Consider the following 25,569-nt stretch of genomic DNA (forward strand, 5'->3'; position numbering starts at 1 on the left):
TTCAGGTGAGCCTGTAGCGGCTGGCGAGGGACGGAATGGCGTCGCTGCATTGCACGGCACCGTGCAGGACCAGATCCTCGATCTGGGCCAGCACCGAAAGCGCCGCGGCGCCGTGCAGGGCCGGTGCCAGGCCCTGATAGATCACGGGTACCATCGCCGCGATCGTTTCATCGCCCGCGGCGAGCCGGTTCAGGATCGCGGCCTCGCGCTGGCGGCGATGCTGGACGAGGCCGCGCAGGAAGCGCTGCGGCTCGGTCACCGGGCCGCCATGGCCCGGCCAGTAGCGGGCGTGCTCCAGCCCGCGCAGCTTCTCGATCGAGCTCATATAGGCGGCCATCGAGCCGTCCGGCGGCGCGACGACCGAGGTCGACCAGGCCATGACATGATCGCCGGAGAACAGGGTCTCCTCCTCGGCGAGCGTGAAGGCGAGGTGATTGGCGGTATGGCCGGGCGTTTCGACGGCGGCGAGACTCCAGCCGGGCCCGGAGATGCCGTCGCCGTCACCCATCGCCCAATCCGGCGCGAATTCGGTATCGACAGCGGCATCGAGCACGCGGCCCTCGCCCGGTCCGGGCTCCCGCGACGGGCGATGCGGCGCGCAGCCCACGACCGTCGCGCCGGTCGCGGCCTTCAGCATCGGAACGGCGGGCGAATGGTCGCGATGGGTATGGGTTACGACGATATGGCTGACCGTTTCGCCGCGCACCGCTGCCAGCAGGCGCTCGACATGGCCGGGATCGTCGGGGCCGGGATCGATGATCGCCACCGTGCCGCGGCCGACGATATAGGAGCAGGTGCCGGTGAAGGTCATCGGCCCGCCATTGCCGGCGATGATCCGGCGCACCAGCGGGGAGAGGTGCGCGACCGTTCCGGCGGCGGTCGTCGCGCTTCGGTCGAATGCGATCTCGTCGGTCATCTCTGGCGCTGCGGCCCTAGCCTGTCGATTTGTCGCTGCAGCTTTTCGTATCGTAGGGGCCGAACAGGGGGCCGAAATTGCCGCATTTGTCGCAGCCGGAGAGGAGCACGGCCATTCCGAGGATGCCGGCAAGGAGGGTGATGCGCTTCATGGCCTCGACCGTTCGATTCGATGAAGCGGCATTCTAGAGGCTGTCGGGGCCGGGTGACAGGGGCACCGTATCGAGGTGGTCAGAGGCTCAGGTCGGCGAGCCAGCCGAGGATGCAGAGCGCCGAAAGGGCGATCACGGCCAGGGTGGCTTTTGCATCGGTCGGGCAGTCGCGTAGCATGGTCGTCTCCGTTTCAGGGCCGGAGCAATAGGCATGCCATTTGACGATTGGGTGACGGCTTTCCGGTCAGCAGGCTGCCGGGAAAAGAAAAGGGCCCGTGAGGGCCGCTTCCGTAAACTTCTGATATGTCTCGGGAAATTTTGGTCGGAGTGGCAGGATTTGAACCTGCGACCCCCTCGTCCCGAACGAGGTGCTCTACCAGGCTGAGCCACACTCCGATCCGCTGGTGGGCGGCTTATAGCCAGCACGCGGCTCCGGCGCAACAGGCTCTTTGCAGGTTCTGGAGGAATTCTTGCGGGACGGGAGCGGGCGCGGTCGCTTGATGGTTGCGCGCCGCGCCGCCGCGTTCTAGAAGGCGCCGCACATTGGGGCGTCGCCAAGCGGTAAGGCAGCGGTTTTTGGTACCGCCATGCGGAGGTTCGAATCCTCCCGCCCCAGCCATGCCTGCAGTGAGTTGGCCCGGCAGTTTCGGCTTACCCTTCCAGAGGAGGCCGGCGGGCATGGCCATGAGATCCTGGCCGATCCCGTCACGCTCGCGTCCCGAATCGGCCCGGTCTCGATGCGGTGATCGATCTCCGGTCAGGGTCGTCAGGCCGGAGGGCAGCCTTCTCCTTCATCGCGGGCGCCGATCCGAAGGTCGGGCGTATGCCTGTCTCGGCTGTCGCCTTCGCCCTGCCTTCGGAGCGCCAATCGGCAACATCGGCGCCGCCCCAAAAGCTGGCCCGGCTCAGGTCGCGTGACCCTCATGCGCCTGCCCGATCGGGGGCGCTTGCCTTTTTACAATATACATTATATGCAATCATATAATGTATATGACGAAAGGACGTCCGCGATGACTGTCGTGAAGATCGACGACCGGCTGACGGTCGCCAGCCAGCCGAGGCAGGAGGCGCTCGCTACCCTCGCGGCTGGTGGATTCGCCACCATCATCAACAACCGGCCCGAGGGCGAGGAGCCAGGACAGCCGGGCAACGCTGTCGAGAAGGCAATTCTCGATCAGTCCGGGCTCGACTATCGCTTTATCCCGGTGACGGGGGCGACGATCACGGAAGCTGATATTCGCGCCTTCCAGGAGGCGGTGGCCGAAGCGAAGGGGCCGGTCTACGCTCATTGCCGCAGCGGTACGCGTTCATTGACTCTGCATGTACTGGGCGAGGTTTTGGCAGGCCGGATGAAGCCCGGCGAGGTCGAGGCGTTCGGTCGCGTGCACGGTTTCGATCTTTCGGGCGCGGTCCAGTGGCTTGCCCGCAACGCCGCCCGGGCGCCGCAGGTGAAGGGCTTCTATGAGCCGCGCACCGGCAGCATCCAGTATGTCGTCGCCGACCCCAGGACGAAGCGCTGCGCGATCATCGATCCGGTCTATGAGTTCGATGAGAAATCCGGAGCGACCGCGACGCATCAGGCCGATGAGATTCTCGCCCATGTGGCGCGTGAGGGCTTGAGCGTCGAGTGGATTCTCGACACCCATCCCCATGCCGATCACTTCTCGGCCGCTCATTACCTCAAGCAGAAGACGGGCGCTCCGACGGCCATCGGTGCACGCGTCACCGATGTCCAGAAGCTTTGGCAGGGCCTCTACAACTGGCCGGATCTGAAAACCGACGGCTCGCAATGGGACCGGCTCTTCGCCGAAGGCGACAGCTTCAAGGTCGGCGATCTCGACGGCCGCGTGATGTTTTCGCCCGGCCATACGCTGGCTTCCGTCACCTATGTGATCGGCGATGCGGCCTTCGTCCATGACACGATCTTCATGCCGGATGGGGGCACGGCGCGGGCGGATTTTCCGGGCGGCAGCGCCAGGGCGTTATGGGCTTCGATCCAGGCCATCCTGGCCTTGCCGGACGATACGCGCCTGTTCACCGGGCACGATTACGAGCCAGGCGGGCGCGCGGCCAGATGGGAGAGCACGGTGGGCGAGCAGAAGCGCGCGAACCCGCATCTGGCCGGCATGACGGAGGAGCGCTTCGTTGCATTGCGTGAGGCGCGTGACCGCACCCTGCCGATGCCGAAGCTGATCCTGCATGCGCTCCAGGTCAATATTCGCGGCGGCCGGTTGCCGGAGCCCGAAGCCAATGGCCGGCGCTATCTCAAGTTTCCGCTCGATGCGCTCGCCGGGGCCGCATGGTGATGGTCGTCGCAACAACCCGCAAGCTGCCGCCGGCGGAGATGGCGGCGCGGGCCGGCGAGGTTGCCGGCCTGCTCAAGACGTTGGCGCATCCGGCGCGTCTGCAACTCGCCTGCGCACTTGCCGAAGGCGAGTACGCCGTCGGCGAACTTGGCGAGCGGCTTGGCATTCGCCAGCCGAGTCTGTCGCAGCAGCTTGGCGCGCTGCGCGAAGCCGGGGTCGTCGCGACGCGCCGCGAGGCCAAGCAGATTTTCTATCGCCTGAGCCAGGACAAGGCCGCGCGCCTGATCGAAGCTCTCTACGGCATCTATTGTGGACCGGAGCAGCAGCCATGAGCGTCTATTGGCCTTCCCTGATCGGCGGCATGCTGCTCGGCCTCTCCGCCGTCGCGCTGCTGCTGCTCGACGGGCGGATCGCCGGGATCAGCGGCATCGTCGGCCGTCTGCTCGGCGGCGGGCAGGTCCCGTTGAATGCGGCGTTCGTGCTGGGGCTCCTGAGCGGTCCGCCGCTCTACATGCTGGCCTTCGGGACCTTCCCGCCCGTGACCATTGCTGCCTCCTGGCCTGTGATCCTCGTGGCTGGTCTCGCCGTCGGCATCGGCACGCGCATGGGCTCGGGCTGCACCTCGGGCCACGGCATCCTCGGCCTCGCCCGTTTCTCGAAGCGTTCGTTCGCCGCGACTGCGACCTTCCTTCTTGCGGGGAGCGCCATGGCGACGCTGATGGAGGTTCTGCGGTGAACCGTCTCGCGCCCCTGCGTATCCTCGTCGCGCTCCTTGCCGGCGCGCTCTTCGGTTTCGGCCTGTCGCTTTCCGGCATGCTGGACCCCGCGCGCGTGCTCGGTTTCCTCAATCTCGCCAGCGGCCATTGGGATCCGAGCCTGGCCTTCGTGCTCGGCGGCGCCGTGCTCGTGGCGGTGCCGGGGCTGATGTTGCAGCGCCGTCTGCGGCGCCCGGTGCTCGACGACAGCTTCCATCTGCCGGAGAAGACGGAGATTGACGGGCGGCTGGTGGCCGGTTCGGCGCTGTTCGGAGCCGGGTGGGGGCTCGCCGGCTTCTGCCCGGGTCCGGCGGTCTCGGCCCTGTCGATGGGGCTCGCACCGGTTCTCCTGTTCGTGGCCGCGATGGCGGCGGGGATGATCCTGCACGATCGGGTGATCTCGGGGATGCTGCCGCGCTGAGAGCAGCCCTCGTTCCGGGGCCCGCTTCCGTCGTCGTCGGCCTGCATGTGGCGATCGGTGCGAGCTGCGGGCCGTCTCGATCGGTACCCATGCTGCCCATCCCGGACACGACAACGCGTTGCGGCGGGCTTGACTGACGCTACGACCGGTAGGCCAAGGGTGGCCGAGCAAGACGGAAACCGAAATGTCGAGAATTGCGAACGCGGCGCTACGCGCGAAGGTGATGGGCGCACAGGATGCGGCGGCGCTCATCCGGAGCGGCATGACCCTGGGATTGAGCGGCTTCACCGGGTCCGGCTACCCGAAGGCGGTGCCGCTCGCACTGGCCGAGCGCATCGAAACCGCGCACGGCGCCGGCCAGCCCTTTCGGGTGCGCGTCTGGACCGGAGCCTCGACCGGCCCGGAGCTGGATGGTGCGCTGGCGAAGGCCGATGGGATCGAGTTCCGTCTGCCCTATAATTCCGATCCGGTCGCACGCGAGAAAATCAACCGTGGCGAGATGGACTATTTCGATATGCATCTCTCCCAGGTCGCGCCGATGGCCTGGCAGGGCTTCCTCGGGCCGCTCGACATGGCGGTCGTCGAGGTCTCCGGTATCCGGCCGGACGGTTCTCTGATTCCGTCTTCCTCGATCGGCAACAACAAGACCTGGCTCGACCGTGCCGACAAGGTGATCCTCGAGGTCAACCGCTGGCAGAGCGGCGAACTCGAAGGCATGCACGACATCTACTACGGCACGGCGCTGCCGCCGAACCGCGTGCCAATCCCGCTGGTGAAGCCGCAGGACCGGATCGGCGAACCCTATCTGCGCTGCGATCCCGACAAGATCGTCGCGATCGTCGAAACCGAGTCGCCCGACCGCAACCTGCCTTATGCCCCGCCTGACAGGACGGCCAGCGCCATTGCCGGCCACCTCATCGAATTCCTGCGCCACGAGGTGGCCAGGGGCCGGCTGCCTCCCTCGCTGCTGCCGCTGCAGTCCGGCGTCGGCAACATCACCAATGCGGTCCTCTCCGGCCTGCTCGATGCGCCTTTCGATAACCTCACCGCCTATACCGAGGTGATCCAGGACGGCATGATCGACCTGATCGACGCAGGCAAGCTGACGCTCGCTTCGGCAACCGCCTTCTCTGTCAGCCCCGAGGCGGCCGCGAAACTCAATGCCGACATGGCGCGCTATCGCGACAGGATGATCCTGCGGCCTCAGGAAATCAGCAATCATCCCGAGCTGGTGCGCCGGCTCGGCTGTATCGCGATGAACGGGCTGATCGAGGCGGATATCTACGGCAACGTCAATTCGACCCACATCATGGGCTCGCGCATCCAGAACGGCATCGGCGGTTCCGGCGATTTTGCCCGTAACGCCTTCGTGTCGATCTTTATGACGCCCTCGACCGCCAAGGGCGGCGCCATCTCGGCCATCGTGCCGCAGGCGAGCCATGTCGACCACATCACCCAGGACGTGCAGGTGATCGTGACCGAGCAGGGCTTGGCCGACCTGCGTGGCCTCAGCCCGAAGCAGCGCGCCAGGACGATCATTGCCAACTGCGCTCACCCGGACTACCGGCCGGCGCTGGAGGATTACTTCCGCCGGGCCCTGGCGGGCTCCTACGGCCAGCAGTCGCCCTGCCTGCCCGGCGAGGCCCTGTCCTGGCACCAGCACTTCGTGGATACGGGCAGCATGCGACGCTGAGAGAGGCTGATCCGGAGTTACCGGCGCTCAGGCGCCGGGTCTCCACCGTTGTCGCGGCTTTGAAGGCAAGGCGCCACCAGCAGGGGCACGACCGGCAGATTGGCTCCGTCTGCTCCAGTCCGCGCACAGGCTTCGTCAGGGCGCATATGCGCCTACGACCGGAAATTGGCCCGGACAGAGGGGGCCCGCAAAATCCCCCCATTCGGCTCGCCATCGGCCAGAGTGAAATCGGCATCCTTCATGGACAATGCGAACATTTGTCCTGACGCAGGTTGGAATAAACTCCCGAATCACTTGTATTGGGGGCGCGTAGCACGCGCGCAGGATGCAGCGTGATCCCTCCGGCAGGATTAACCTAGCGTTAACCTGTGTTAACCAATGGTCAAGACATGACGATGCTGGACCGACATCGGCACGCGTGCCTATGAAGGCTTGGAACTTCATCGATCCCAAGCTTGGCGGCGAATGCTCAGGCCTGCCGCGGCCTGCGGCGCGGGTGCTCGTTGTGTCCTGGCTGGCCCTTCTTGCAACCGGCTGCGGCGAACAGCGGATCTCCGCCGACGAGCTCGTTACCGCCTCGCGCTCGGTGACCGTCGATATCGGCCGCGCCCTTGCATTGCCGCCACCCGCAAGCTTTCCGGTGACCGGCGTCACGCAGAGGACCTACGAGAACGCCGTCTCGCAGACCGTCTCCCTGGCCACCCGCGGCAGGACGCCCGGCGAGAACGCGATCCATATCGCCTTCTTCACGGCGGCCGATATTCCCGAGGCCGCAGGTGTCGAGGGTAACCTGCTGAAGGACCCCGGCATCGAAGACTTCGCCATCGCCAAGGAGATGGAAGAGCGCCTCCCCGGGGTCGCCATGGCGCCCTCGGCAGTTTTCGTCCAGAACAAATACGGCCCGTTCGGCTACGCCTTCGGCCGTGGCACCGGCGGCGAGGCCTGCCTCTACGCCTGGCAGCGCCTGGCGGGGAGCGATAGCCTTTTCCGACCGAAATCCGGCATGATCTCGGTGCGTCTGCGCATCTGCGACCCTGCCGCGACCGAGGCCTCGCTGCTGCGCCTGGCCTATGGCTACGCCTTCAACGCTAGGCTGAAGCGGCCCGGCTGGAATCCGATCGGCGACGGACCTGCTCCTGCGCCGGAGCTCGGCCAGGCCGGCGCACCCATCTATCCGCAGGCGCCGCAAGCCTCCTTCGACGAAGCCCCACAGCGTCCGCAAGCTGCCCGCCCGCGGCCGGCGCGCCAGCGCAGCTCGGTCCCGGCGGAGCCGCAGGCGCCCGATCCGGTCTCGATCAGGCCGCTCGAGGGATATCCCACCGTTCCGCCGCCGACCGCGCCCTGAGCGCACCCGGATTGTCGAAAGCCCGATGCGCACAGCGAGCTACGTCATTTTCTGGGCCGTCACCGCGATGGTCGTCATTGCGCTGGTCACCATGCCGATCAGCCTGCAGGCGCATCTGATCGCCGGGACGATCGTGGTCGGCGCGATGGTCGTGCTGAAGTTCCTGCGGCCCTACGGCGTCTGGCGCCTGATCGCGCTCGGCCTGGGGACCGCGATGGTGCTGCGTTACGTCTACTGGCGCACGACCAGCACCCTGCCGCCGGTCAACCAGCTCGAGGATTTCATCCCCGGCCTGATCGTCTATCTCGCCGAGCTCTACAATATCGGCATGCTCGGCCTGAGCCTCTTCGTCGTGGCGATGCCGCTGCCGAAGCGCAAGACGCCACCGATCGATCTGGCCAACGCGCCGACGGTCGACGTCTTCGTGCCCTCCTACAACGAGGAGCCGGAACTGCTCGCGACGACGCTCTCGGCGGCGCTGGCGATGGACTATCCGGCCGATCGTCTGAAGATCTACCTCCTCGATGACGGTGCCACCGACGAGAAATGCAATGCCGACGACTTCGCCGCGGCCAGCGCCGCCCGCGAGCGTCGCTTAGCTCTGCAGAAGCTCTGCGCGGGCCTCGGCGTCACCTATCTCACGCGCGAGCGCAATCTCAGCGCCAAGGCCGGTAATCTCAACAATGGCATCGCCCATTCGCAGGGCGAGCTGATTGTCGTCTTCGACGCCGATCATGCCCCAGCGCGCGACTTCCTGACCGAGACGGTCGGCTATTTCGGCCAGGACCCGAAGCTCTTCCTGGTCCAGACCCCGCATTTCTTCATCAACCCCGACCCGCTGGAGCGCAATCTCCAGACCTTCCGCTCGATGCCCTCCGAGAACGAGATGTTCTACGGCATCATCCAGCGCGGCCTCGACAAATGGGACGCCTCCTTCTTCTGCGGCTCGGCCGCGGTGCTCCGGCGCACGGCGCTGGAGACGACGAACGGCTTCTCGGGGCGCAGCATCACCGAGGATGCGGAGACGGCGATCACGCTGCATGCCACCGGCTGGCACAGCGTCTATGTCGACAAGCCGCTGATCGCCGGGCTTCAGCCGGCGACCTTCACGAGTTTCATCGGTCAGCGCTCCCGCTGGGCGCAGGGCATGATGCAGATTCTCATGTTCCACCGCCCGATGTTCAAGCGCGGCCTCTCGCTACCGCAGCGGCTCTGCTACTCCTCCTCCGCCCTGTTCTGGCTCTTCCCCTTCGCCCGGCTGACCTTCCTGGTCGCGCCGCTGTTCTACCTGTTCTTCGGGCTGGAGATCTTCACCGCCTCCGGCGCGGAGTTCATCGCCTATGTGCTGAGCTACATGGTGGTGAACCTGATGATGCAGAACTACCTCTATGGCCGCTATCGCTGGCCATGGATCTCCGAGCTCTACGAGTTCATCCAGTCGGTCTATCTGCTGCCGGCAGTGGTCTCGGTGCTGCTCAATCCGAGCAAGCCGACCTTCAAGGTCACCGCCAAGAACGAGTCGCTGGAAACCCGGCGCGTCTCGGAGCTGGGCCGGCCGTTCTTCATTATCTTCGCCGTGCTCGCGCTCGGCCTCGTCGCCACCTATTGGCGCATCATCACGGAACCCTATAACGCCGACATCACCTTCGTCGTCGGCCTGTGGAACATCCTCAACCTGCTGATGGCCGGCTGCGCGCTCGGCGTGGTCTCGGAGCGGCCCGAAGGGCGCGGCGCCCGGCGCTTCGCGGTCAAGCGCCGCGGCGAGATCGCCATCGACGGGCACAAGGCCCGGGTCGTCACCGAGAACGTCTCCGTCGACGGCATCGCGGTCAGGGTGATGTCCAGGGAGCTCGACAAGTTGCCGGTGGGCACAAACGGGGCGATCACCTTCGAGACCACGATCGACATGCCTCCCGCGGCCTTGCCCGTGCGTGTCCGGCGTGTCCTCCCCGACGACAAGGGATTGCTGCTGGGCTGCAGCTACGAGCCGACCGAACCGGTGCACAGCCGCATCATCGCGGACCTCGCCTTCTCCGATGCCGAGAACTGGAGCCGCTTCCAGAAGGCGCGGCGCCACAATCCCGGCGTGATCCTGGGAACGCTGCGCTTCCTTCGCCTCGCCATCTTCCAGACGAGCCGGGGACTGTCCTATTTCTTCGGTCTCTACCGCCTGTCCCGCTCGACCAGCCGGCCGGGAGCTGCGGAATGAAGCGCCATCGGTTCCCGGCCCGCCTCGCCGCAATCGCGGCTTCCGTTTTGCTCACCGCCTTGCCGCTTCCGGCGCAGGAGGCCCCACCTGCCCAACCCGGCCCGGCGCCTTTCATGATCGCGCCGCCCGCGCCTGCTCCGGCAAGCCCGGCCGCGCCTGCAACGCCGGCGCCGGCGTTGCCGAGAGACGCGAGTCCGACGCCAGCCCCGGCCCTCGTGTTCAAGCCGTTGCTGCCGGCGGCGCGCGTTACGCTGGAAGGCGAGAGCGATGCCCGCAACTGGGCATTCTATCTGACGCAGGACGAGGCCGCGGCCGATTCCAGCCTCGACATCGCCTTCCAGAACGCCCTCGTCGTGATGCCGGAAGCCTCGCGGCTGACGGTGCGCATCAATGGCGAGCGTGTCAGCGAAGTGCCGATCGTCTCGTCCGATCGTCTGCAGCGCTCCTCCATCGCCTTGCGCAAGGGCTTGCTCCGGGCCGGGCAGAACACGATCGGCTTCGAGGCGCTGCAGCGTCATCGTACCGATTGCACCGTGGAATCGACCTATGAACTCTGGACGCGCATCGACGGTGCCGGCACCCGCCTGACCTTCAGAAATCCCGGCGCCCGGCCGTCGAGCCTGCGCAGCATCGACGATCTGCCGGCTGTCGGCGCCGACGAAGGCGGCCAGACGAACATCGTCATCGTCGCGCCCGGCGCCTCGCGGGCGGTTGCGGCCAACAGCATCCTCGCCGTTGCACAGGCGCTCGCATTGCGCGGCCGATATGGGCAGGTCGCAGTGACCGTGACCGAGCAATTGCCCGCTCGCATCCGGCCAGGCACGCTGACCGTGGCGCTCGGCACCGGGGAGGAGATGCGGGCGCTGCTGGGAGGGCTTCCGGCCGATGCGGGCGGCCGCAGCTTCCTCGGCTTCATCCCCGGTCCGCAGAAGAATACCGACCTCCTGCTCGTGACGGCCGAAGGCTGGCCCGATCTTGAAGCCCTGATCGCCCGGCTCCTCACGGCGCCGGTCTCGCGGCCCGCCAACATCAACCGCAAGACCATGGAGACGGCGAGCTGGCATGTGCCGGATGCGCCTTTCATCTCCGACAAGCAGGCGATCAGCTTCTCCGAGCTCGGCATCACCACCCGTGAATCCACCGGCCGGCGCATGCGTGTGCGTGCGGTCGTCGCGATGCCCGGCGATTTCTACGCCAATGCCTATGGCGAGGCGACGCTTTATCTCGACGGTGGCTATTCGCAGGATGTTCTGCCGGGCGAAAGCCATGTCGAAATCTTCGTCAACGGCAATGTCGCGGCGACGGTGCCGCTCAACGCCGCGACGGGCGGGCTCTTCCAGCAGTTCCCGATCACGATCCCGTTGCGGCATTTCCGGCCGGGGATCAATGAGATCTGGTTCGAGGCGGTGACGGTAACCAAGCCCGATCTCGCCTGCGGCCCGGGCGCGACGCTGCCGGGGAAGAGCCGCTTCGCACTGTTCGACACCTCCGCTCTGGCCATTCCGAACTTCGCCAAGATCGGTGTCAGCCCCAATCTCGGTGCCGTCGCCGGCACCGGCTTTCCCTATTCGGTCGCGTCGCGCGTCGCCCTGATCATGGGGCGCCACGACACCGCCAATCTCGGTGCCGCCGCGACCCTTCTCGCGCGCATCGCGCGCAATGCCAGCCGCCCCCTGGCCGTCGATGTCCTGGCCGGGCCTGCGACCGTAGGCGACAGACCGGCACTGGTTGTCGGCGCGGCCGGCCAGATGCCGGCGGGTCTGCTGCCGCGGGTCGGCATCGCCGACAATGTCCGGGCCACCTGGCCGCAGCGCGCCGATGCCGTTGTGGTGACGCCGGATGCCGAGGGAGCGGCCGTCTTCGACGCGGTCATCGACCGGCTGCAGGGTCGCGAGGCCACGCCGGAAGCCTCCGGCGGCGCAGCGCCGACGACCGAGGCGATCCGCGAGCGCTGGCGTGGCTCGCATGGCGGCCCGCTGGTGCGCTATTTTATCGGCTTCGACCAATGGCTCCAGCGCACGTTCGATCTCTCCTTCGCGCAATTGCGGGCACCGTCGCGGACACCGACGCTCTATGAGCCGGCCGAGGGGACGGATCTGATCGCGGCCCAGGCCGCCGATCCCGACACACGGCAGGTCTGGACCGCCTTCATCGCGCGCCGGGACGAGACCCTGCAGAGCGCCGTCAGCCGCATCGTCTCGCCTGGGAACTGGGCCGGCATGGCCGGCAAGATCACCGCCTTCCGTGGCGCACAGGAGGCTCATGTGATCTCGGCCGACAGCACCTCCTTCGTCATGACGCGCCCCTTCAGCCTCGTGAATATGCGCCTCGTCTTCGCCAACTGGATGTCCAGCAATATCGGCATCTACGCTCTGGCCCTGCTGACGGCCTGCATCGGACTCGGCATCGGAACCTCCCTGATGCTCGGGCGGTTGGGTCGGCGATCATGAGACGGGTTTTCGCAGCCATGGCCGTCGTCTTCCTGGGTCTCGCGCCCGGTGCGCGCGCGGCTGTGCCGGCCGACGCCTGGGCGCTCTACCGGCAGAAATTCGTCACATCCGAAGGACGCGTCGTCGATGATCTCAACGGCGGCATTAGCCATAGCGAGAGCCAGGGCTACGGCCTGCTGCTCGCCTGCCTCGCCGATGACCGCGCCACCTTCGCGCGCATCTTCGCCTTCACCCGGACCGAGCTTCTGATCCGCGACGACGGTCTCGCAGCCTGGCGCTGGGACCCGAAGGCGAGCCCGCATGTCACCGACATCAACAATGCCAGCGACGGCGATCTCCTGATCGCGGATGCCCTGGCCTGTGCCGGTAGACGCTGGGCCATGCCGGCTCATAGCGCTGCCGCACGCCAGATCGCGACATCGCTCGCCAAGGTCGCTCTGCGGCAGCATGCGGGCCAGACCTGGCTCATGCCGGGGGCTGCGGGCTTCTCGGAGAAGGACCGCACCGACGGGCCGGTGGTCAATCCGTCCTACTGGGTCTTCGAGGCCTTCCCCATCCTGGCGAAGCTCACCGGGGATCAGCGCTGGATGCAGGTCCAGGCCAGCGGTTTGAAGCTGTTGGACGATCTCGCGAAGCGGAGGATGCCGGCACCGGAATGGCTCTCGGTCAAGGCCGAGCCGAAGCCTGCCGAAGGCTTCCCGGCGCAGTTCGGTTACAACGCCATCCGCATCCCGCTTTACCTGCTGCGCGCGGGGCTCGGTGACAAGGCACGCCTGGCACCCTTCCGCCAGGCCTGGGCCGCCGGCACCGCGGTCGTCGATGTCGTCAGCGGCAAGCCGGTCGAGCCTCTGCCCGATGCAGGCTACCGCATCCTCTCCGCTTCGATCGCCTGCGCTATCGAGGGCACGCCGATTCCGGCCGAACTCAAGACGTTCCAGCCCACCGCCTATTATCCGTCGACGCTGCATCTCCTCGCCCTCTCGATGCTTGGCGAGAGGTATCCGCAATGCCTGTGAAACCTATTCTCGTCGCCGTCGCCGTCTCGGGCGTCGCCTTCTACACACTCGGCCGCTATGGCCATGACATCGCCTCGCCCCAACTCGCTCAGCCGATGATCCAGCCGGCGCAGGCACAGGTCCCGCAACAGCCGCCGCAACCTCCTGCCGGCGTCGCCACGACACCAGTCGACACGGCGCAGGCCCCCGCTGATCCGAACCGCCCGGCAGCGACGCCTCAGCAGCCCCCGCCCAAGATCGACGAGACGGCTTTGCGCTATTTCGCGGGACAGGGAGATACCCGCCGCTACGAAGCCGAACTCGCGAGGCTGCGCGCGCTCTACCCGGAGTGGAGGCCGCCGACGGACCTCTCCTCGCAAGGTCAGACCGGCGATGCCGAACTGGAGCGGATGTGGCGGCTCTTTGCCGAGGGCAAATATGGCGAAGTCCGTGCCGCGATCGTCCAGCGCGGCAGTGCCGATCCGAACTGGCGTGCCCCGGCCGATCTCGCCGCCCAGCTCGATACCGCCGAAGCGCGCCAGCGCCTCGTCAACGCCTCGGACGCCCGGCAGTGGGAGCAGGTCATCCGCCTTGGCACCGAGACGCCGGCCATGCTGACCTGCGCCAGCGTCGATGCGCTCTGGCGGGTCGCCGAGGCCTTCGTCCAGACCGGCAAGCCCGAGCGTGCCCGCGACGCCTATGCCTATGTCCTGACCAACTGCACCAATCCGGCCGAGCGGGTCGGCACGCTGCAGAAGGCGCTCGCGACCCTGCCGGAGAACCTCGTCGAGGCCCTGCTCGGTCAGGAGCGGCAGAACGAGTTCGCCAGCATCCGCGACGAGATCGCCCGGCGCCATATCGGCAAGGCTGCCGACGACCCGGCGCAGAAGGCGACGCCGGCGGAGATCCAGCGCATCGAAGCCCTGGCCAACGCGGCTGCAACGCCCGACGACGCCATCCTGCTCGGCTTCTACACGCTCCACCATGAGGAACCGGCCAAGGCAGTGACCTGGTTCCAGACGGCGCTGGGCCGCGATGGCGGCGCCAAGGCCGCCGAGGGCGCCGTTCTCGCACTCGGCGCGACCCGGAACTACCAGGAAGCCGAGACGCTCGGCGCCCGGTGGCTGGAGGCCGGCGCGGCCAATCGCAAGGCCTATCTCGACGCCGTCACCGCCCTGCTTACGCAGGAGCCGCCGCCGCGGCTCGACCGCACCGTGATCGAGCGCATCGTCCGGACCGTCGGGCAGGACAAATACGCTCCCGGCGCCGGAGCGCTCGGCTGGTATGCCTATAATGCCGGGCAGATCACCCCCGCCGGCACCTGGTTCGACACCGCGCTGTCCTGGGATCGAGGATACGAGCCGGCGGCCTATGGGCTGGCACTTGTCCGCGAGCGCCAGCGCGACCAGGCAGGTCTGCGCACGCTGGTCGCCGAATGGGGCGGCCGTTCACAGCGGATCGCGGACGTGCTCAATCCACGGCGCGCCCGTTCGGTTCCGCCAACCGGGGGGCAGCGGGACATGCGTCAGAGGCCGTTGGCGGGGCCTGCGGACGAACCTGCCGAACGCCGGCCGGCTGCCATCATCCGGGCCGGCCGCGACAACCCGGCCGCACGCGAGGCCGGGCCTGCCGCGGAACCCGCCAGGCAAGCGGCCGCTCCCCGCGTTGGTGGCGATTGCGGAGGCGGCAGCTCCGGCGCGGCCGCCTTGCAGCGGGGCTGGTGCCTCCTCAATCTCAAGCGGCCTGTCGCCGCAGCGGCGGCTTTCGAAGTGGCGCGACGCGGCGGCAATGCGCAGGTCGTTGCCGATGCCGCAGCAGGTCTGGCCTATGCCAAGATGCAGCAGGGACTGACGACGGAGGCCATGGTCGCGGCCAGTGCTGCCAACCTGCCGCCGGCGCGCCGCAAGGAGCTGTCCACGCTGCTCCTCGCGGAACAGTTCTATGCCCAGTACGACGCCAAGGATTTCAACGGTGCGCTGGTCACCCTGTCGGAGCGTCGTCGTCTGGCGCCCGAGACGACCGACCTGATGCTGATGCGCGGATGGTCCTATTACAATCTCGGTCGCTACCAGGATGCCGAACGCATCTTCGAGACGTTGTACAAGGTCAACAAGTCGCCGGAGGCGCTGTCCGGTCTGACAACGATCCGCGATGTCACCAAGCGCAATATCCAGTGAACGGTATCGGACCGTCGCGCCGGTTTCGCAGGGTCAATCATCCCCGTCCCTCCGATCGAGCGGGACGGAGGTTGAAGGGGCCGTCGATGAACATGAGCCAACAACGCTGTTCATGAACGGTTGGCCCTTTGGCGCGTTTAGTGCAGTCAGCACAAGGAGAACATGGATGCGGAAATTCCTCACGCTTGCCGCTCTCGGTATCGGCATATCGTTCGTCGCGCCGGCGATGGCCGCGGAAGAGCTGCCGGCCTCGGTGGCGCAGCGCCTGGACAAGCAGACCGCGGAATACACCTGGTCGGCCGCCGCGGAGCGGCGCCATATGATCATGCGGGAGACGATGCGGCAGCAGCGCTATGGGCGCGGCGGCTACGGGCCCCGCTACGGCTATGGTCCCCGCCACGGCTATGGGCCGGGCTATGGCTATGGTCCGCGCCGTGGATACGGCCCGCCGCCGGGCTATTATCGCCGTCATCGCGGCTGGTGAGCGGCTCGCGCACGCTTCCGCCCTTGGATCAGCGGCCCGGTAACGGGCCGCTTTTCTTGTCGAAAGGCCTCATGAGGATGCGGTGCCTCGCCGGCTTGGCCGCGACGGCGATGAACTGAGCCTCCCGTTTCCACTGCGCCACTCGCGCTGCTCCCGGTTTGACGCAGGTTGGCTGGCCCGGCCTTCTCCTATGCGTGACCGGCCAGATCGTCGGAGATGCCTGGCCCGCCCCGAAGCTGCGCATCGGGAATGCGCGCCGCCCCACGATGGTGACGCAGGAGATCGTGCTCCTGGCGCACGATCTCGCCGATCTGCACGAAATGTTCGGACAGGGGGTTCGTCTTGCGCCAGACCAGTCCGATGCTGCGCCGTGGCCGTGGCTCCGCCAGCCTGGCGATGCTGACCTCCACGGCCGAGGTTTCCGATGCCACGGCCATTTCGGGGATCAGCGTCACGCCCATGCCCGCGCCGACCATGCGCACCAGCGTCGCCAGCGAACTGCCCTCCATCGGGTCCTGCGACAGCCCCGGCGCCATGTCGCAGAAGGCCAGCGCCTGATCGCGGAAGCAGTGGCCTTCCTCCAGCAGCAGCAGGCGCATCGCCCCCAGGCTCTCCGCGCTCGGCGGCGGCTTGTGCCGGTCGGCCGGCGCGCGCACCAGTACGAACTCCTCGTCGAAAAGCGGGTGATCCTGCAGGGAGGGCTCGGAGACGGGCAGGGCCATCACCGCGACATCGAGACTGCCGCTGATCAGGTCCTCCGTCAGCTTGCCGGTCACCGCCTCGCGCGGACGCAGATCGACCGCCGGAAAGCGCTCCGCCAGTCGCCGGATCACCGCCGGCAGGAGATAGGGCGCGACCGTCGGGATCATGCCGATGCGCAGCCGGCCGCCGAGAGAGGGGCTCGAAGCACGCGCCAGGTCCGCCAGTTCGTCCACCGCACGCAGGATATGCTGCGCCCGTCCGGCGAAGGCCTCGCCCAGGCCGGTCAGCCGGATCTGCCGACGGTCGCGCTCGACCAGTTGGGCGCCGAGCACCTCCTCCAGATCCTTGATCTGCAGCGAAAGGGCCGGTTGGCTGATGGCGCAGGCGTCGGCCGCACGGCCGAAATGGCGATGCTGCGCCAGAGCCGCGAAATAGCGGAGATGTCGGATCGATATCATTTGTAAAAATTATCATAATGATTTGAAAATTAAAGTTCTCATTATGATTGGTTTTCCCTAGAACTATTCTCATGGAACGGTGCGGCATCGGTCTTCGGCCGGGTGCGGGATGCGCCGTATTCCGGCACGAGGCGATGGCGCCTTCCGGAAGAACCCGACTCAGCAAGCTCCAAAGGGGGACATCATGGACGGTGGTGACGTGAAGACGGCCGGCAAGTGCCCGGTCATGCATGGCGGGATGACCCAGGCCGGTGGCTCGGTCACCGGCTGGTGGCCGAATGCGCTGAATCTGGACATCCTCCATCAGCACGATGGCAAGACCAATCCGCTCGGCCGGAATTTCAACTATCGCGAGGAGCTGAAGAAGCTCGATGTCGAGGCGCTGAAGCGCGATCTGCGCGCGTTGATGACCGACAGCCAGGACTGGTGGCCGGCCGACTGGGGCAGCTATGTCGGCACCATGGCCCGCATGACCTGGCATGCCGCCGGCACCTATCGCATCTCGGACGGCCGCGGCGGTGCAGGCACCGGCAACCAGCGCTTCGCCCCGCTGAACTCCTGGCCGGACAACGCCAATACCGACAAGCCGCGCCGCCTGCTCTGGCCGATCAAGAAGAAATACGGCAACCGCGTCAGCTGGGCCGACCTGATCGCGCTCGCCGGCACGATCGCCTATGAGGTCGCCGGGCTGAAGACCTTCGGCTTCGCCTTCGGCCGCGAGGATATCTGGCACCCCGAGAAGGACATCTACTGGGGCGAGGAGAAGGAATGGCTCGCGCCGAGCGACAATCGCTATGGCGATCTCGCCGATGCGAAGACGCTCGCTAACCCGCTGGCAGCCGTCCAGATGGGCCTGATCTACGTCAATCCGGAAGGCGTGAACGGCAAGCCGGACCCGCTCAAGACCGCGGCGATGATGCGCGAGACCTTCGCGCGCATGGCGATGGACGATGAGGAGACGGTGGCTCTCACGGCCGGCGGTCACACCATCGGCAAGAGCCATGGCAACGGCGACGCCGCCAATCTCGGCCCGGCACCGGAAGGTGGCTCGATCGAGGATCAGGGCCTGGGCTGGATGAACCGGAAAGGCCGCGGCGTCGGCCGCGACACGGTGGTCAGCGGCATCGAGGGGGCCTGGACGACCCATCCGACGCGCTGGGACAACGGCTTTTTCGAGATGCTGTTCGGCCACGAATGGGAGCTGCGCAAGTCGCCGGCCGGCGCCTGGCAATACGAGCCGGTCACCATCGCCGACAAGGACAAGCCGGTCGACGTCGAGGATGCCTCGATCCGTCACAACCCGATGATGACCGACGCGGATATCGCCCTGAAGGCCGATCCGGTCTACCGGGCGATCTCGGAGCGCTTCCTCAACGATTTCGACGCGTTCTCGGATGCCTTTGCCCGCGCCTGGTTCAAGCTGACCCATCGCGATCTCGGGCCGTCCTCGCGCTATTTCGGGCCGGATGTCCCCTCCGAGGAACTGATCTGGCAGGACCCGGTCCCGGCCGGCCGCGTCGGCTACGACGTCGCGGCCGTCAAGGCGAAGATCGCCGCGAGCGGGCTTTCGACCGCCGATCTCGTCTCGACCGCCTGGGACAGCGCCCGCACCTTCCGCGGTTCGGACAAGCGCGGCGGCACCAATGGCGCCCGCATCCGTCTCGCTCCGCAGAAGGACTGGGCCGGCAATGAGCCGGCGCGCCTGGCGAAGGTCCTTGCTGTCCTGGAGCCCATCGCGGCCGCGACCGGGGCGAGCATCGCCGACGTCATTGTGCTCGCCGGCAATGTCGGCGTCGAGAAGGCGGCGAAGGCGGCTGGATTCGACGTGACCGTGCCCTTCGTGCCGGGTCGTGGCGATGCCACGGACGCGCAGACGGATGTCGCCTCCTTCGCGGTGCTGGAACCGCTCGCCGACGGTTTCCGCAACTGGCAGAAGGAAGCCTATGTGGTCACCGGCGAGGAGATGCTGCTCGACCGTGCCCAGTTGCTCGGCCTGACTGCGGCGGAGATGACGGTGCTGCTCGGCGGCATGCGCGTGCTCGGCACCAACCATGGTGGTACGAAGCATGGCGTGTTCACCGATCGCGTCGGCGCGTTGACCAGCGATTTCTTCGTCAACCTCACCGACATGGCCCACGCTTGGGTGCCCGTGGCGAATGGTCTCTACGAGATCCGCGATCGCAAGACCGGCGGAGTGAAGTGGACTGCGAGCCGTGTCGACCTGGTCTTCGGCTCGAATTCGGTGCTGCGCGCCTATGCCGAGGTCTATGCCCAGGACGACAATGCCCGGAAATTCGTCGACGATTTCGTCGCGGCCTGGGCCAAGGTGATGAACGCCGATCGCGCCGATCTCGCGTAACATCCCCGTTGCGAGCATGGCTCCGCCACAAGCCCCGTCGGCCCGGCCGGCGGGGCTTTCCATTGGGATCGCAGCCGCGGCGAGGCTTGGAGCCTCCCTGTGGCTGAGATAGACAGGGCGCATTCGCTGCGGAGGGCTTCGTCCTTGCGTATCATCGTCGAGCGTGCGCTGCGCCAGAACTGGGAGCGTCTGTTCTCCTACGCGCTGCGCCTGAGCGGCAATCGCGATGGCGCCGCTGACCTCCTGCAATCCTGCGCGACGAAGGCGCTTGCCGCTGCGCCGCCGGAGGAAGGGGAGCGTATCCGGGCCTGGCTCTTCGCGATCCTGCGCAATACCTGGATCGACGAGCATCGTCGTGGCGTGACCGGTGCGCTGGCTGCCGAGGAGGCGCCCGAAGACGAGTCCTGGCGGCATGATGACCGATTGATTGCCGCCATCACCGTCAGACAGGCGCTCGAACGTCTCGATCCGCTGCATCGCGAAATCGTGGAACTGGTCGATCTCGCCGGCTTCCGCTATGGCGAGGCCGCGGATATCCTGGGGGTGCCCGTGGGAACCGTGATGAGTCGCCTCAGCCGGGCGCGGCTTTCGCTTCTGAATGCGATCGAGGGCGGAGCGATCCGCCCCTTCGCCGCGCGGCAACGCAAACGAGCCAGCAACACGTGACCGACCCCGAACAACTCTCCTGGACCACGCTCAACGCCTATGTCGACGGCGAATTGAAGCCCGACGTGGCCGCGAAGGTCGCCGCGGCGCTCGCCGACGATCGCGAGGCCGCCGCCCGGGTCGCGACGCTGACGAAGCTGCGCGCGACGGTCAAAGCCGCTTCGCCGGTGCCGGCGCCGCCGCCGCTCGTGCTGCCGCAGGCTCGTCCGCCCATGACGCGCTGGCTGCCCTGGACCGCCGCCGCCTGTTTTGCCCTGCTCATCGGCGCGGCCTCGCTCGGTATCGCATACCGGCAATCGCCGGGATCGTCGCTTTCGGCCGCCGTCGCAGCGCATCAAAGCTGGCTTGCCCAGTCTCCGGCAAGCGCGGCGCCGCGCCTTGGCGTCGAGCTTGCCGGTGCCGAAGCCGGTGCTTTGCCCGATCTGTCGCTTGCCTCGCTGCGCCTCGTGCATCTTTCGCTCGACCCTGCCGGGCGCGGGGGAGGCGGCATGCTTGCCGGTTATGTCGGGCCCAACGGCTGCCGCGTCGGCCTCTGGATCGCGCCCGTCGAGGAGGCGCTGCCATTGCATCCCGCGGTGCAGGATCGCGACGGCCTCGCGATCCGCGCCTGGCATGACGAGCGGGCGAGCTATGCAGTGCTCGGCCGCGGCATCGACGCCGCCCGCCTCGACGGCATCGCCGCGCTGGTCGCCCGGATCACGCGCGATGAGCCCGGCGTCCCGCGCGAGCAGGTCGCGGTACTGGCCGAGGCCCGCAGCGTCGGACCGGCCTGCCTCGGTTGAAAAAAGATTCTCTCGGGTTGGAATAAATCGAAGTCGTGATGCGTCGTCTCGGGTGAGGAATATGTCCTCGGGAGAAACGCCATGCTCAATGAAGCCGACCTGCGCGATGGCGCAGCCGCTACCGATGCCGTGCCTGCTGAAGGCAACTCTGACACCCCTCGCACATCCCGACGTCTTCTGCTCGGCGGCAGCCTTGCCGCGCTCGGCCTCGCTGCCGGTGGCCTGCCGCGCCTGTCGGTGACCTCGCCGGCTGCCGCGCAGGGCGCCCCGGCCGCCGCTCCGGCCAAGGGACCCCAGCCCTTCGACTATCCCGGCAAGGACAAGGGCCTGACCCTGCTCGGTGACCGCCCCCTCGTCGCCGAGACGCCCGAGAACCTGCTCGACGACGACACGACGCCGATCTCCAAGTTCTTCGTCCGCAATAACGGCCAGATCCCGGAGCCGGTGAAGGATGTCGATGGCTGGCAGCTCAAGATCGAGGGCGAGGTCGACAAGCCGCTGACGCTGACTGTCAAGGAGCTGAAGTCCCGCTTCACCCCGCACACCTTCCGGATGGTGCTGGAATGCGGGGGCAACGGCCGCTCCTTCTACACGCCGGCGGCGCGCGGCAATCAATGGACCAATGGCGGAGCGGGCTGCGCCGAATGGACCGGCGTGCGCCTTGCCGACGTGCTGAAGGCGGCTGGCCTCAAGTCCTCCGCCAAGTTCACCGGCCACTATGGTGCCGATCCGCATCTCTCCGGCGACACCGCCAAGGACGCGGTCTCGCGGGGCATGCCGATCGAGAAGGCGCTGGAGCCGCATTGCCTGATCGTCTGGGCGATGAACGGCGAGCCGCTGCCGCATATCCACGGCGGCCCGCTGCGTCTCGTGGTGCCGGGCTGGCCGGCCTCGCTTTCCTCGAAATGGCTGAACCGCATCCTGGTCCGGGCGACGCCGCATGACGGGCAGGGCATGGGCGGCACCTCCTATCGCGTTCCCACGGTGCCGATCGTCCCCGGCTCGAATGCCGACGGCAAGACCAACTTCACCGACCTGACCTCGATGCCGGTGCGCTCGATCATCAGCGCGCCCGCCAATGGCGCCCGCCTGCCGGCGGCGACGCGCGAGGTTGCGCTGCGTGGCGCCGCGTGGGCCGGCGATCACGAGGTCGCGAAGGTGGAAGTCTCCTTCGATGCGGGCCAGCGCTGGCACGCCATGACGCTCGCCAAGCCGAAGAATCGATACGACTGGGTGCGCTGGACCGGAAAGATCACGTTGCCGAGCGACGGCTATTTCGAGCTCTGGGCCCGCGCGACCGATTCTCGCGGCGTCGCTCAGCCGCATGTCGCGACGAACTGGAACCCGCAGGGTTACGGTTCGAATCCGCTGCATCGCATCGCGGTCCTGGTGGGCTGACGATGGTGCTCGCGCAATCGCTTCGGATGGCCGCTCTCGCGGCCATCCTCCTCGCCCCCTCCGCCGGCTTCGCCCAGGAAGAGACGGCCGAAACGCTGCCCGATTTCCCAGGCCGCGAAGAGACCTTCGGCTACTGCATCGCCTGCCATTCGATGAAGGTCGTCGGCCGGCAGGGCATGGATCGCGTCCGCTGGGACGAGACGCTCAACTGGATGACCGAGAAGCATAACATGCCGGAGCCCGATCCGGAGATGCGCAAGACCCTGCTCGATTATCTCGCGCAGGCCTTCCCGCCGAAGGCACCGGCCCAGGGAGGCGGCTGGGTCAGCCCCTTCGCTCCCAAGCAATAGGATTTCCAGAATGAAGTTTGCAGTTTTCGCGGCCGCTGCCCTGCTGGCGGCCGTCGTGCAGCCCGCTCGCGCCCAGGATGCCGCCGCCGGCGAGAAGGTCTATTCCCAGTGCCGCGCCTGCCATCAGGTCGGCGAGACCGCCAAGAACCTGATCGGCCCCGCCCTCAACGGCGTCATCGGCCAGAAGGCCGGCTCGCGCGAAGGCTACAGCTACAGCGCGGCGATGAAGGACTCCGGCCTCACCTGGAACGAGGCGACCTTCGCCGAATACATCCAGAACCCGCGTGCCAAGGTTCCGGGTACCAAGATGATCTATGCCGGCCTCAAGGACGAGAAGCGCATCGCCGATCTGCTGGCCTATCTCAAGCAGTTCGACGCCGCCGGCAAGAAGGCACCCTGACGGCCTTCCACGTCCGGCTCTGTGAAGTGGCTCGGCCGCCGCCTGCTCAGAGGCAGGCGGCGATGGCATCGAGCTGTGCCCGCAAGCCGGGGCCGGAGGCGGGGAAACGGCCTTCCAGCGCCGCCGTGCCGATGGTGAAGCCGGCGGCTCCGCATCGATGGATCGCAGCGATCTGCTCGGGGCGCTCGATCGAGCCGGCGACGAGGACGGGCTTGTCCGTCGCGGCGCAGACCGCCGCAATGAGCGCTTCCACATCCGTGCGTGACCGATAGGCCAGCAGGTCGAGCCCGTCGACGCCTTCCCTGCCGGCGATGGAGCGCGCGCTGTCGGCGATCTCCGCGACGGAGCCTTCCAGGATGCTCGGGTGCCCTGAAACGCGGCCAGCGAATGGATAGTAGCGGATGCCGGTGCCGCGCAGCAGCGCCAGCACGTCCTCGACATGGGTTCCGCCGAGCAGATGGTCGACGCCGAGATCGATCGCCGCTCGCACCGAGGCGATCTCGCTGGCGCGGTCGAGCGAGACGACTTCGAGATAGCTCATCGCGCCGCCGGACTTGATCAGGCGGTGAACGGTTCCGAGTTCGGCGAAGGACAGGCCGATATCCTTGAAACCGATATGGCGGATACCGGCCTCCAGCGCAGTCGCGACATGGCTGGCGGCTTCCGGAACCGTCCGGTCATGGCGCGTGAGCATGAAGATGAAGTCGGGCCCGGTCATGGCCTTCTCAATGGAGCTGTGGATGCGGGCATGCCACAGGTTTCGAGCGGAGGGGAGGCCTGCTTCTCATCACTGGTTCAGGCCATCACCAATCCACCATCGACATGGACCACCTGGCCCGTGACGAACCGGCTCCAGTCGCTGGCGAGGAACAGCACCGGGCCGGCGACATCCTCGGGCGTCGCGATGCGGCGCAAGGGCGTCTGCGCGATCAGCATCTCGCGCACCTCTTCCGGCGTATCCGCACTCGCCTGCGTCGGATAGACCAGCCCCGGCGCGACGCAGTTCACGCGGATGCCGAGTGGGCCAAGCTCGGCCGCGAGATTGCGGCTGAAGCCGACGAGCGCCGCCTTGGCGGTGGTATAGTCGTGATAGGGAATGCTCGGCCGCGTCACCAGATCGCTGGCGAGATTGACGATCGCCGTGCCGCTGCGGCGCTGGAGCAGAGGCAGCATCGCGCGGCTTACCGTATAGGCCGCCTTCACCGCGCCCTCGAACTGCTGCTCGTAGGCTTCCCAGGGCGTTTCCCAGAAGCGTGCGCGGTTGTCCGGGTCGAAGCGGTAGGGTGCGAAGGCGTTGTTGACGACGGCGTCGAGCCTTCCGACCTCTTCCGCGATGCGCGTCGCCATGGCGGCGACGGCTTCGGGGGAGGTGACATCGGCCGCGATGGCGAGCGCCTCGCCGCCGGCGGCGCGACATTCCGCGGCGGCGGCCTCGGCCGCCGCCTCGTTCGAGCGGTAGTTGACGATGACGATCCCGCCCTCGGCGGCGAAGGCCTTCGCGATCGCAGCCCCGATCCCCCGGCTGGCGCCGGTGACGAGGATGGCCCGGTCGTGAAACCTCACGGCGCGCCATCCTTCGGCGGGATCAGGTCGTTCTTCACGATCGCCTTCATGTCGATCTGGCTGCTGATCAGGCCGAGGCTGCGGAAGGTGTCGGCGCCTTTCTGCAGGGCGTCGAGATCGAAGCGGCCGAGGCCCTCGCGATCGGTCGTCGGTGAGATGCTGGACGCGTTACGCAGCTTGATGATCTCGAGATTGACCGCTTCATCGCGGCCGTTGATCGCGCGGGTGACGGCGATGCGCGCGGCTTCTTCGGGCTTGGCGATCATCCAGGCGGCGGAATCGCGGTAGGCGGCGAGGAAGCGCTTCAGCAGCGGCTTGTTCTGCTCGTAATAGCTCTCCTTCACGACGAAGATGTCGCTCGGCAGGTTGATCTGGTCGCGGACCTCGATGACGTTGGCCTCGCCGAGGCCCTTGGCGCGGGCGACGAGCAGGCCGGTATCGGTCGCGGCGGTGGCATCCACCTGGCCCTGCATCAAGGGCGCGAAGTTGAGCAGCCCGGTCGGCTGGATCGCGACATCCTTCTCGCCGAGACCGACCTGATGCAGCAGCACGAGCAGGTTCTGGTAGGTGCCGCTGGCGAGGCTGTAGACGCCGATGCGCTTGCCCTTGAGATCGGCCGCCGTGCGGATGCCGCTGCTCTTGAGCGCGACGACGTTGAAGACGTTCTGCGGATAGATGTTGTAGATCGCGACCAGCTTCTCGCCCTTGTCGAGCGCGAGATAGAGAGCGGCCGGGTCGGTGAAGGCGATGTCGGCCTGCCCGGCGATCATGTTCTGCAGCGCTGCACCACCGCCATTGCCGGGCACGTAGTCGAGCGCGATGCCCCTGGCCTTGAAGAAGCCCTTGTCGGGCTCGGCCAGGAGGTTGGTGATTTCGCTGATCGGCTGGCTCCAGCCGGCGACGGTGACCTTGTCGAGAGGTTGTGCCGTTGCGGGCACCGCGACCAGGCAGGAGAGGGCAAGCATGAGGAAGGCGCGCAGCGCGGACAT

23 protein-coding genes and 2 tRNA genes are annotated in these 25,569 nt (G+C 67.2%); 18 read left to right on the plus strand and 7 right to left on the minus strand.

Translation table 11 applies throughout. The features are described from left to right. Position 1: 1 nt before the first annotated feature. The 3 genes from J0I42_RS09030 to J0I42_RS09040 all read right to left on the minus strand — a co-directional run bounded on the left by J0I42_RS09030 (position 2) and on the right by J0I42_RS09040 (position 1,463). Complete coding sequence (locus J0I42_RS09030; RefSeq protein WP_291654496.1) at positions 2-916, minus strand: MBL fold metallo-hydrolase; 915 nt, start codon at positions 914-916, stop codon at positions 2-4. A gap of 16 nt (positions 917-932) precedes the next feature. After that, positions 933-1,067, minus strand: coding sequence for a hypothetical protein (locus J0I42_RS09035; protein ID WP_291654497.1), 135 nt, complete (start codon positions 1,065-1,067; stop codon positions 933-935). 319 nt (positions 1,068-1,386) lie between these two features. Beyond that, a tRNA-Pro gene (locus tag J0I42_RS09040) sits at positions 1,387-1,463 on the minus strand. A gap of 148 nt (positions 1,464-1,611) precedes the next feature. Here J0I42_RS09040 and J0I42_RS09045 point away from each other — a divergent pair. The 12 genes from J0I42_RS09045 to J0I42_RS09100 all read left to right on the plus strand — a co-directional run bounded on the left by J0I42_RS09045 (position 1,612) and on the right by J0I42_RS09100 (position 15,902). Beyond that, positions 1,612-1,686, plus strand: a tRNA-Gln gene (locus J0I42_RS09045). A 391-nt stretch (positions 1,687-2,077) separates the two neighbouring features. Continuing rightward, complete coding sequence (gene blh, locus J0I42_RS09050) at positions 2,078-3,373, plus strand: bifunctional sulfur transferase/dioxygenase Blh (RefSeq protein WP_291654498.1); 1,296 nt, start codon at positions 2,078-2,080, stop codon at positions 3,371-3,373. Further along, positions 3,373-3,705 (plus strand): ArsR/SmtB family transcription factor, encoded by a 333-nt coding sequence (locus tag J0I42_RS09055; protein WP_291654499.1) that lies wholly within the window; start codon positions 3,373-3,375, stop codon positions 3,703-3,705. The genes blh and J0I42_RS09055 overlap by 1 nt, the downstream gene beginning before the upstream one ends. Continuing rightward, positions 3,702-4,109 carry a YeeE/YedE family protein gene (locus J0I42_RS09060; protein WP_291654500.1) on the plus strand — a complete coding sequence of 136 codons (408 nt, stop codon included), beginning with the start codon at positions 3,702-3,704 and terminating at the stop codon, positions 4,107-4,109. The genes J0I42_RS09055 and J0I42_RS09060 overlap by 4 nt, the downstream gene beginning before the upstream one ends. Beyond that, complete coding sequence (locus tag J0I42_RS09065; RefSeq protein ID WP_291654501.1) at positions 4,106-4,549, plus strand: YeeE/YedE family protein; 444 nt, start codon at positions 4,106-4,108, stop codon at positions 4,547-4,549. Before J0I42_RS09060 ends, J0I42_RS09065 begins: the two co-directional genes overlap by 4 nt. 184 nt (positions 4,550-4,733) lie before the next feature. Beyond that, a complete protein-coding gene (locus J0I42_RS09070) occupies positions 4,734-6,242 on the plus strand; it encodes an acetyl-CoA hydrolase/transferase family protein (RefSeq protein WP_291654502.1) in 1,509 nt (502 codons plus the stop codon). Between the two features lie 424 nt (positions 6,243-6,666). Then, positions 6,667-7,587, plus strand: a complete 921-nt coding sequence (gene bcsN, locus J0I42_RS09075; RefSeq protein ID WP_291654503.1) for a cellulose biosynthesis protein BcsN — start codon at positions 6,667-6,669, stop codon at positions 7,585-7,587. A 25-nt stretch (positions 7,588-7,612) separates the two neighbouring features. Further along, positions 7,613-9,796, plus strand: coding sequence for a UDP-forming cellulose synthase catalytic subunit (bcsA, locus tag J0I42_RS09080; protein ID WP_291654504.1), 2,184 nt, complete (start codon positions 7,613-7,615; stop codon positions 9,794-9,796). Next, entirely contained in the window at positions 9,793-12,246 is a 2,454-nt protein-coding gene (locus J0I42_RS09085) for a cellulose biosynthesis cyclic di-GMP-binding regulatory protein BcsB (RefSeq protein WP_291654505.1), read from the plus strand. The genes bcsA and J0I42_RS09085 overlap by 4 nt, the downstream gene beginning before the upstream one ends. Beyond that, a complete protein-coding gene (locus J0I42_RS09090; protein WP_291654506.1) occupies positions 12,243-13,262 on the plus strand; it encodes a family 8 glycosyl hydrolase in 1,020 nt (339 codons plus the stop codon). The genes J0I42_RS09085 and J0I42_RS09090 overlap by 4 nt, the downstream gene beginning before the upstream one ends. Then, positions 13,253-15,418 (plus strand): hypothetical protein, encoded by a 2,166-nt coding sequence (locus tag J0I42_RS09095; protein ID WP_291654507.1) that lies wholly within the window; start codon positions 13,253-13,255, stop codon positions 15,416-15,418. Before J0I42_RS09090 ends, J0I42_RS09095 begins: the two co-directional genes overlap by 10 nt. Positions 15,419-15,584: 166 nt before the next feature. Then, entirely contained in the window at positions 15,585-15,902 is a 318-nt protein-coding gene (locus J0I42_RS09100; RefSeq protein ID WP_291654508.1) for a hypothetical protein, read from the plus strand. 188 nt (positions 15,903-16,090) lie between these two features. On the opposite strand, the gene J0I42_RS09105 is transcribed toward J0I42_RS09100, so the two are convergent. Further along, on the minus strand, positions 16,091-17,062 hold the full coding sequence (locus tag J0I42_RS09105; RefSeq protein WP_291654509.1) for a hydrogen peroxide-inducible genes activator: 972 nt from the start codon (positions 17,060-17,062) through the stop codon (positions 16,091-16,093). 184 nt (positions 17,063-17,246) lie between these two features. On the opposite strand from J0I42_RS09105, the gene katG reads away from it, so the two are divergent. The 6 genes from katG (at position 17,247) to J0I42_RS09135 (ending at position 23,017) form a co-directional block, all read left to right on the plus strand. Beyond that, positions 17,247-19,421: a catalase/peroxidase HPI gene (gene katG, locus J0I42_RS09110; RefSeq protein WP_291654510.1), complete on the plus strand. Its 2,175-nt coding sequence runs from the start codon at positions 17,247-17,249 to the stop codon at positions 19,419-19,421. Positions 19,422-19,565: 144 nt separating this feature from the next. Further along, positions 19,566-20,087 carry an RNA polymerase sigma factor gene (locus J0I42_RS09115; protein ID WP_291654511.1) on the plus strand — a complete coding sequence of 174 codons (522 nt, stop codon included), beginning with the start codon at positions 19,566-19,568 and terminating at the stop codon, positions 20,085-20,087. Beyond that, positions 20,084-20,869, plus strand: coding sequence for an anti-sigma factor (locus J0I42_RS09120; RefSeq protein WP_291654512.1), 786 nt, complete (start codon positions 20,084-20,086; stop codon positions 20,867-20,869). The genes J0I42_RS09115 and J0I42_RS09120 overlap by 4 nt, the downstream gene beginning before the upstream one ends. 81 nt (positions 20,870-20,950) lie before the next feature. Next, positions 20,951-22,267 carry a sulfite oxidase gene (locus J0I42_RS09125; protein ID WP_291654513.1) on the plus strand — a complete coding sequence of 439 codons (1,317 nt, stop codon included), beginning with the start codon at positions 20,951-20,953 and terminating at the stop codon, positions 22,265-22,267. Between the two features lie 26 nt (positions 22,268-22,293). After that, positions 22,294-22,617, plus strand: a complete 324-nt coding sequence (locus J0I42_RS09130; protein WP_291654514.1) for a hypothetical protein — start codon at positions 22,294-22,296, stop codon at positions 22,615-22,617. Positions 22,618-22,627: 10 nt separating this feature from the next. Then, positions 22,628-23,017: a c-type cytochrome gene (locus J0I42_RS09135; RefSeq protein ID WP_291654515.1), complete on the plus strand. Its 390-nt coding sequence runs from the start codon at positions 22,628-22,630 to the stop codon at positions 23,015-23,017. Positions 23,018-23,063: 46 nt separating this feature from the next. On the opposite strand, the gene J0I42_RS09140 is transcribed toward J0I42_RS09135, so the two are convergent. The 3 genes from J0I42_RS09140 to J0I42_RS09150 form a co-directional block, all read right to left on the minus strand. Beyond that, positions 23,064-23,735: a nitronate monooxygenase family protein gene (locus J0I42_RS09140; protein ID WP_291654516.1), complete on the minus strand. Its 672-nt coding sequence runs from the start codon at positions 23,733-23,735 to the stop codon at positions 23,064-23,066. Between the two features lie 77 nt (positions 23,736-23,812). After that, positions 23,813-24,580, minus strand: a complete 768-nt coding sequence (locus J0I42_RS09145; protein ID WP_291654517.1) for an SDR family oxidoreductase — start codon at positions 24,578-24,580, stop codon at positions 23,813-23,815. Continuing rightward, a complete protein-coding gene (locus tag J0I42_RS09150; protein WP_291654518.1) occupies positions 24,577-25,569 on the minus strand; it encodes an ABC transporter substrate-binding protein in 993 nt (330 codons plus the stop codon). The genes J0I42_RS09145 and J0I42_RS09150 overlap by 4 nt, the downstream gene beginning before the upstream one ends.

Source organism: Allobosea sp., from assembly GCF_017308015.1.
Classification (GTDB): Bacteria; Pseudomonadota; Alphaproteobacteria; order Rhizobiales; family Beijerinckiaceae; genus Allobosea.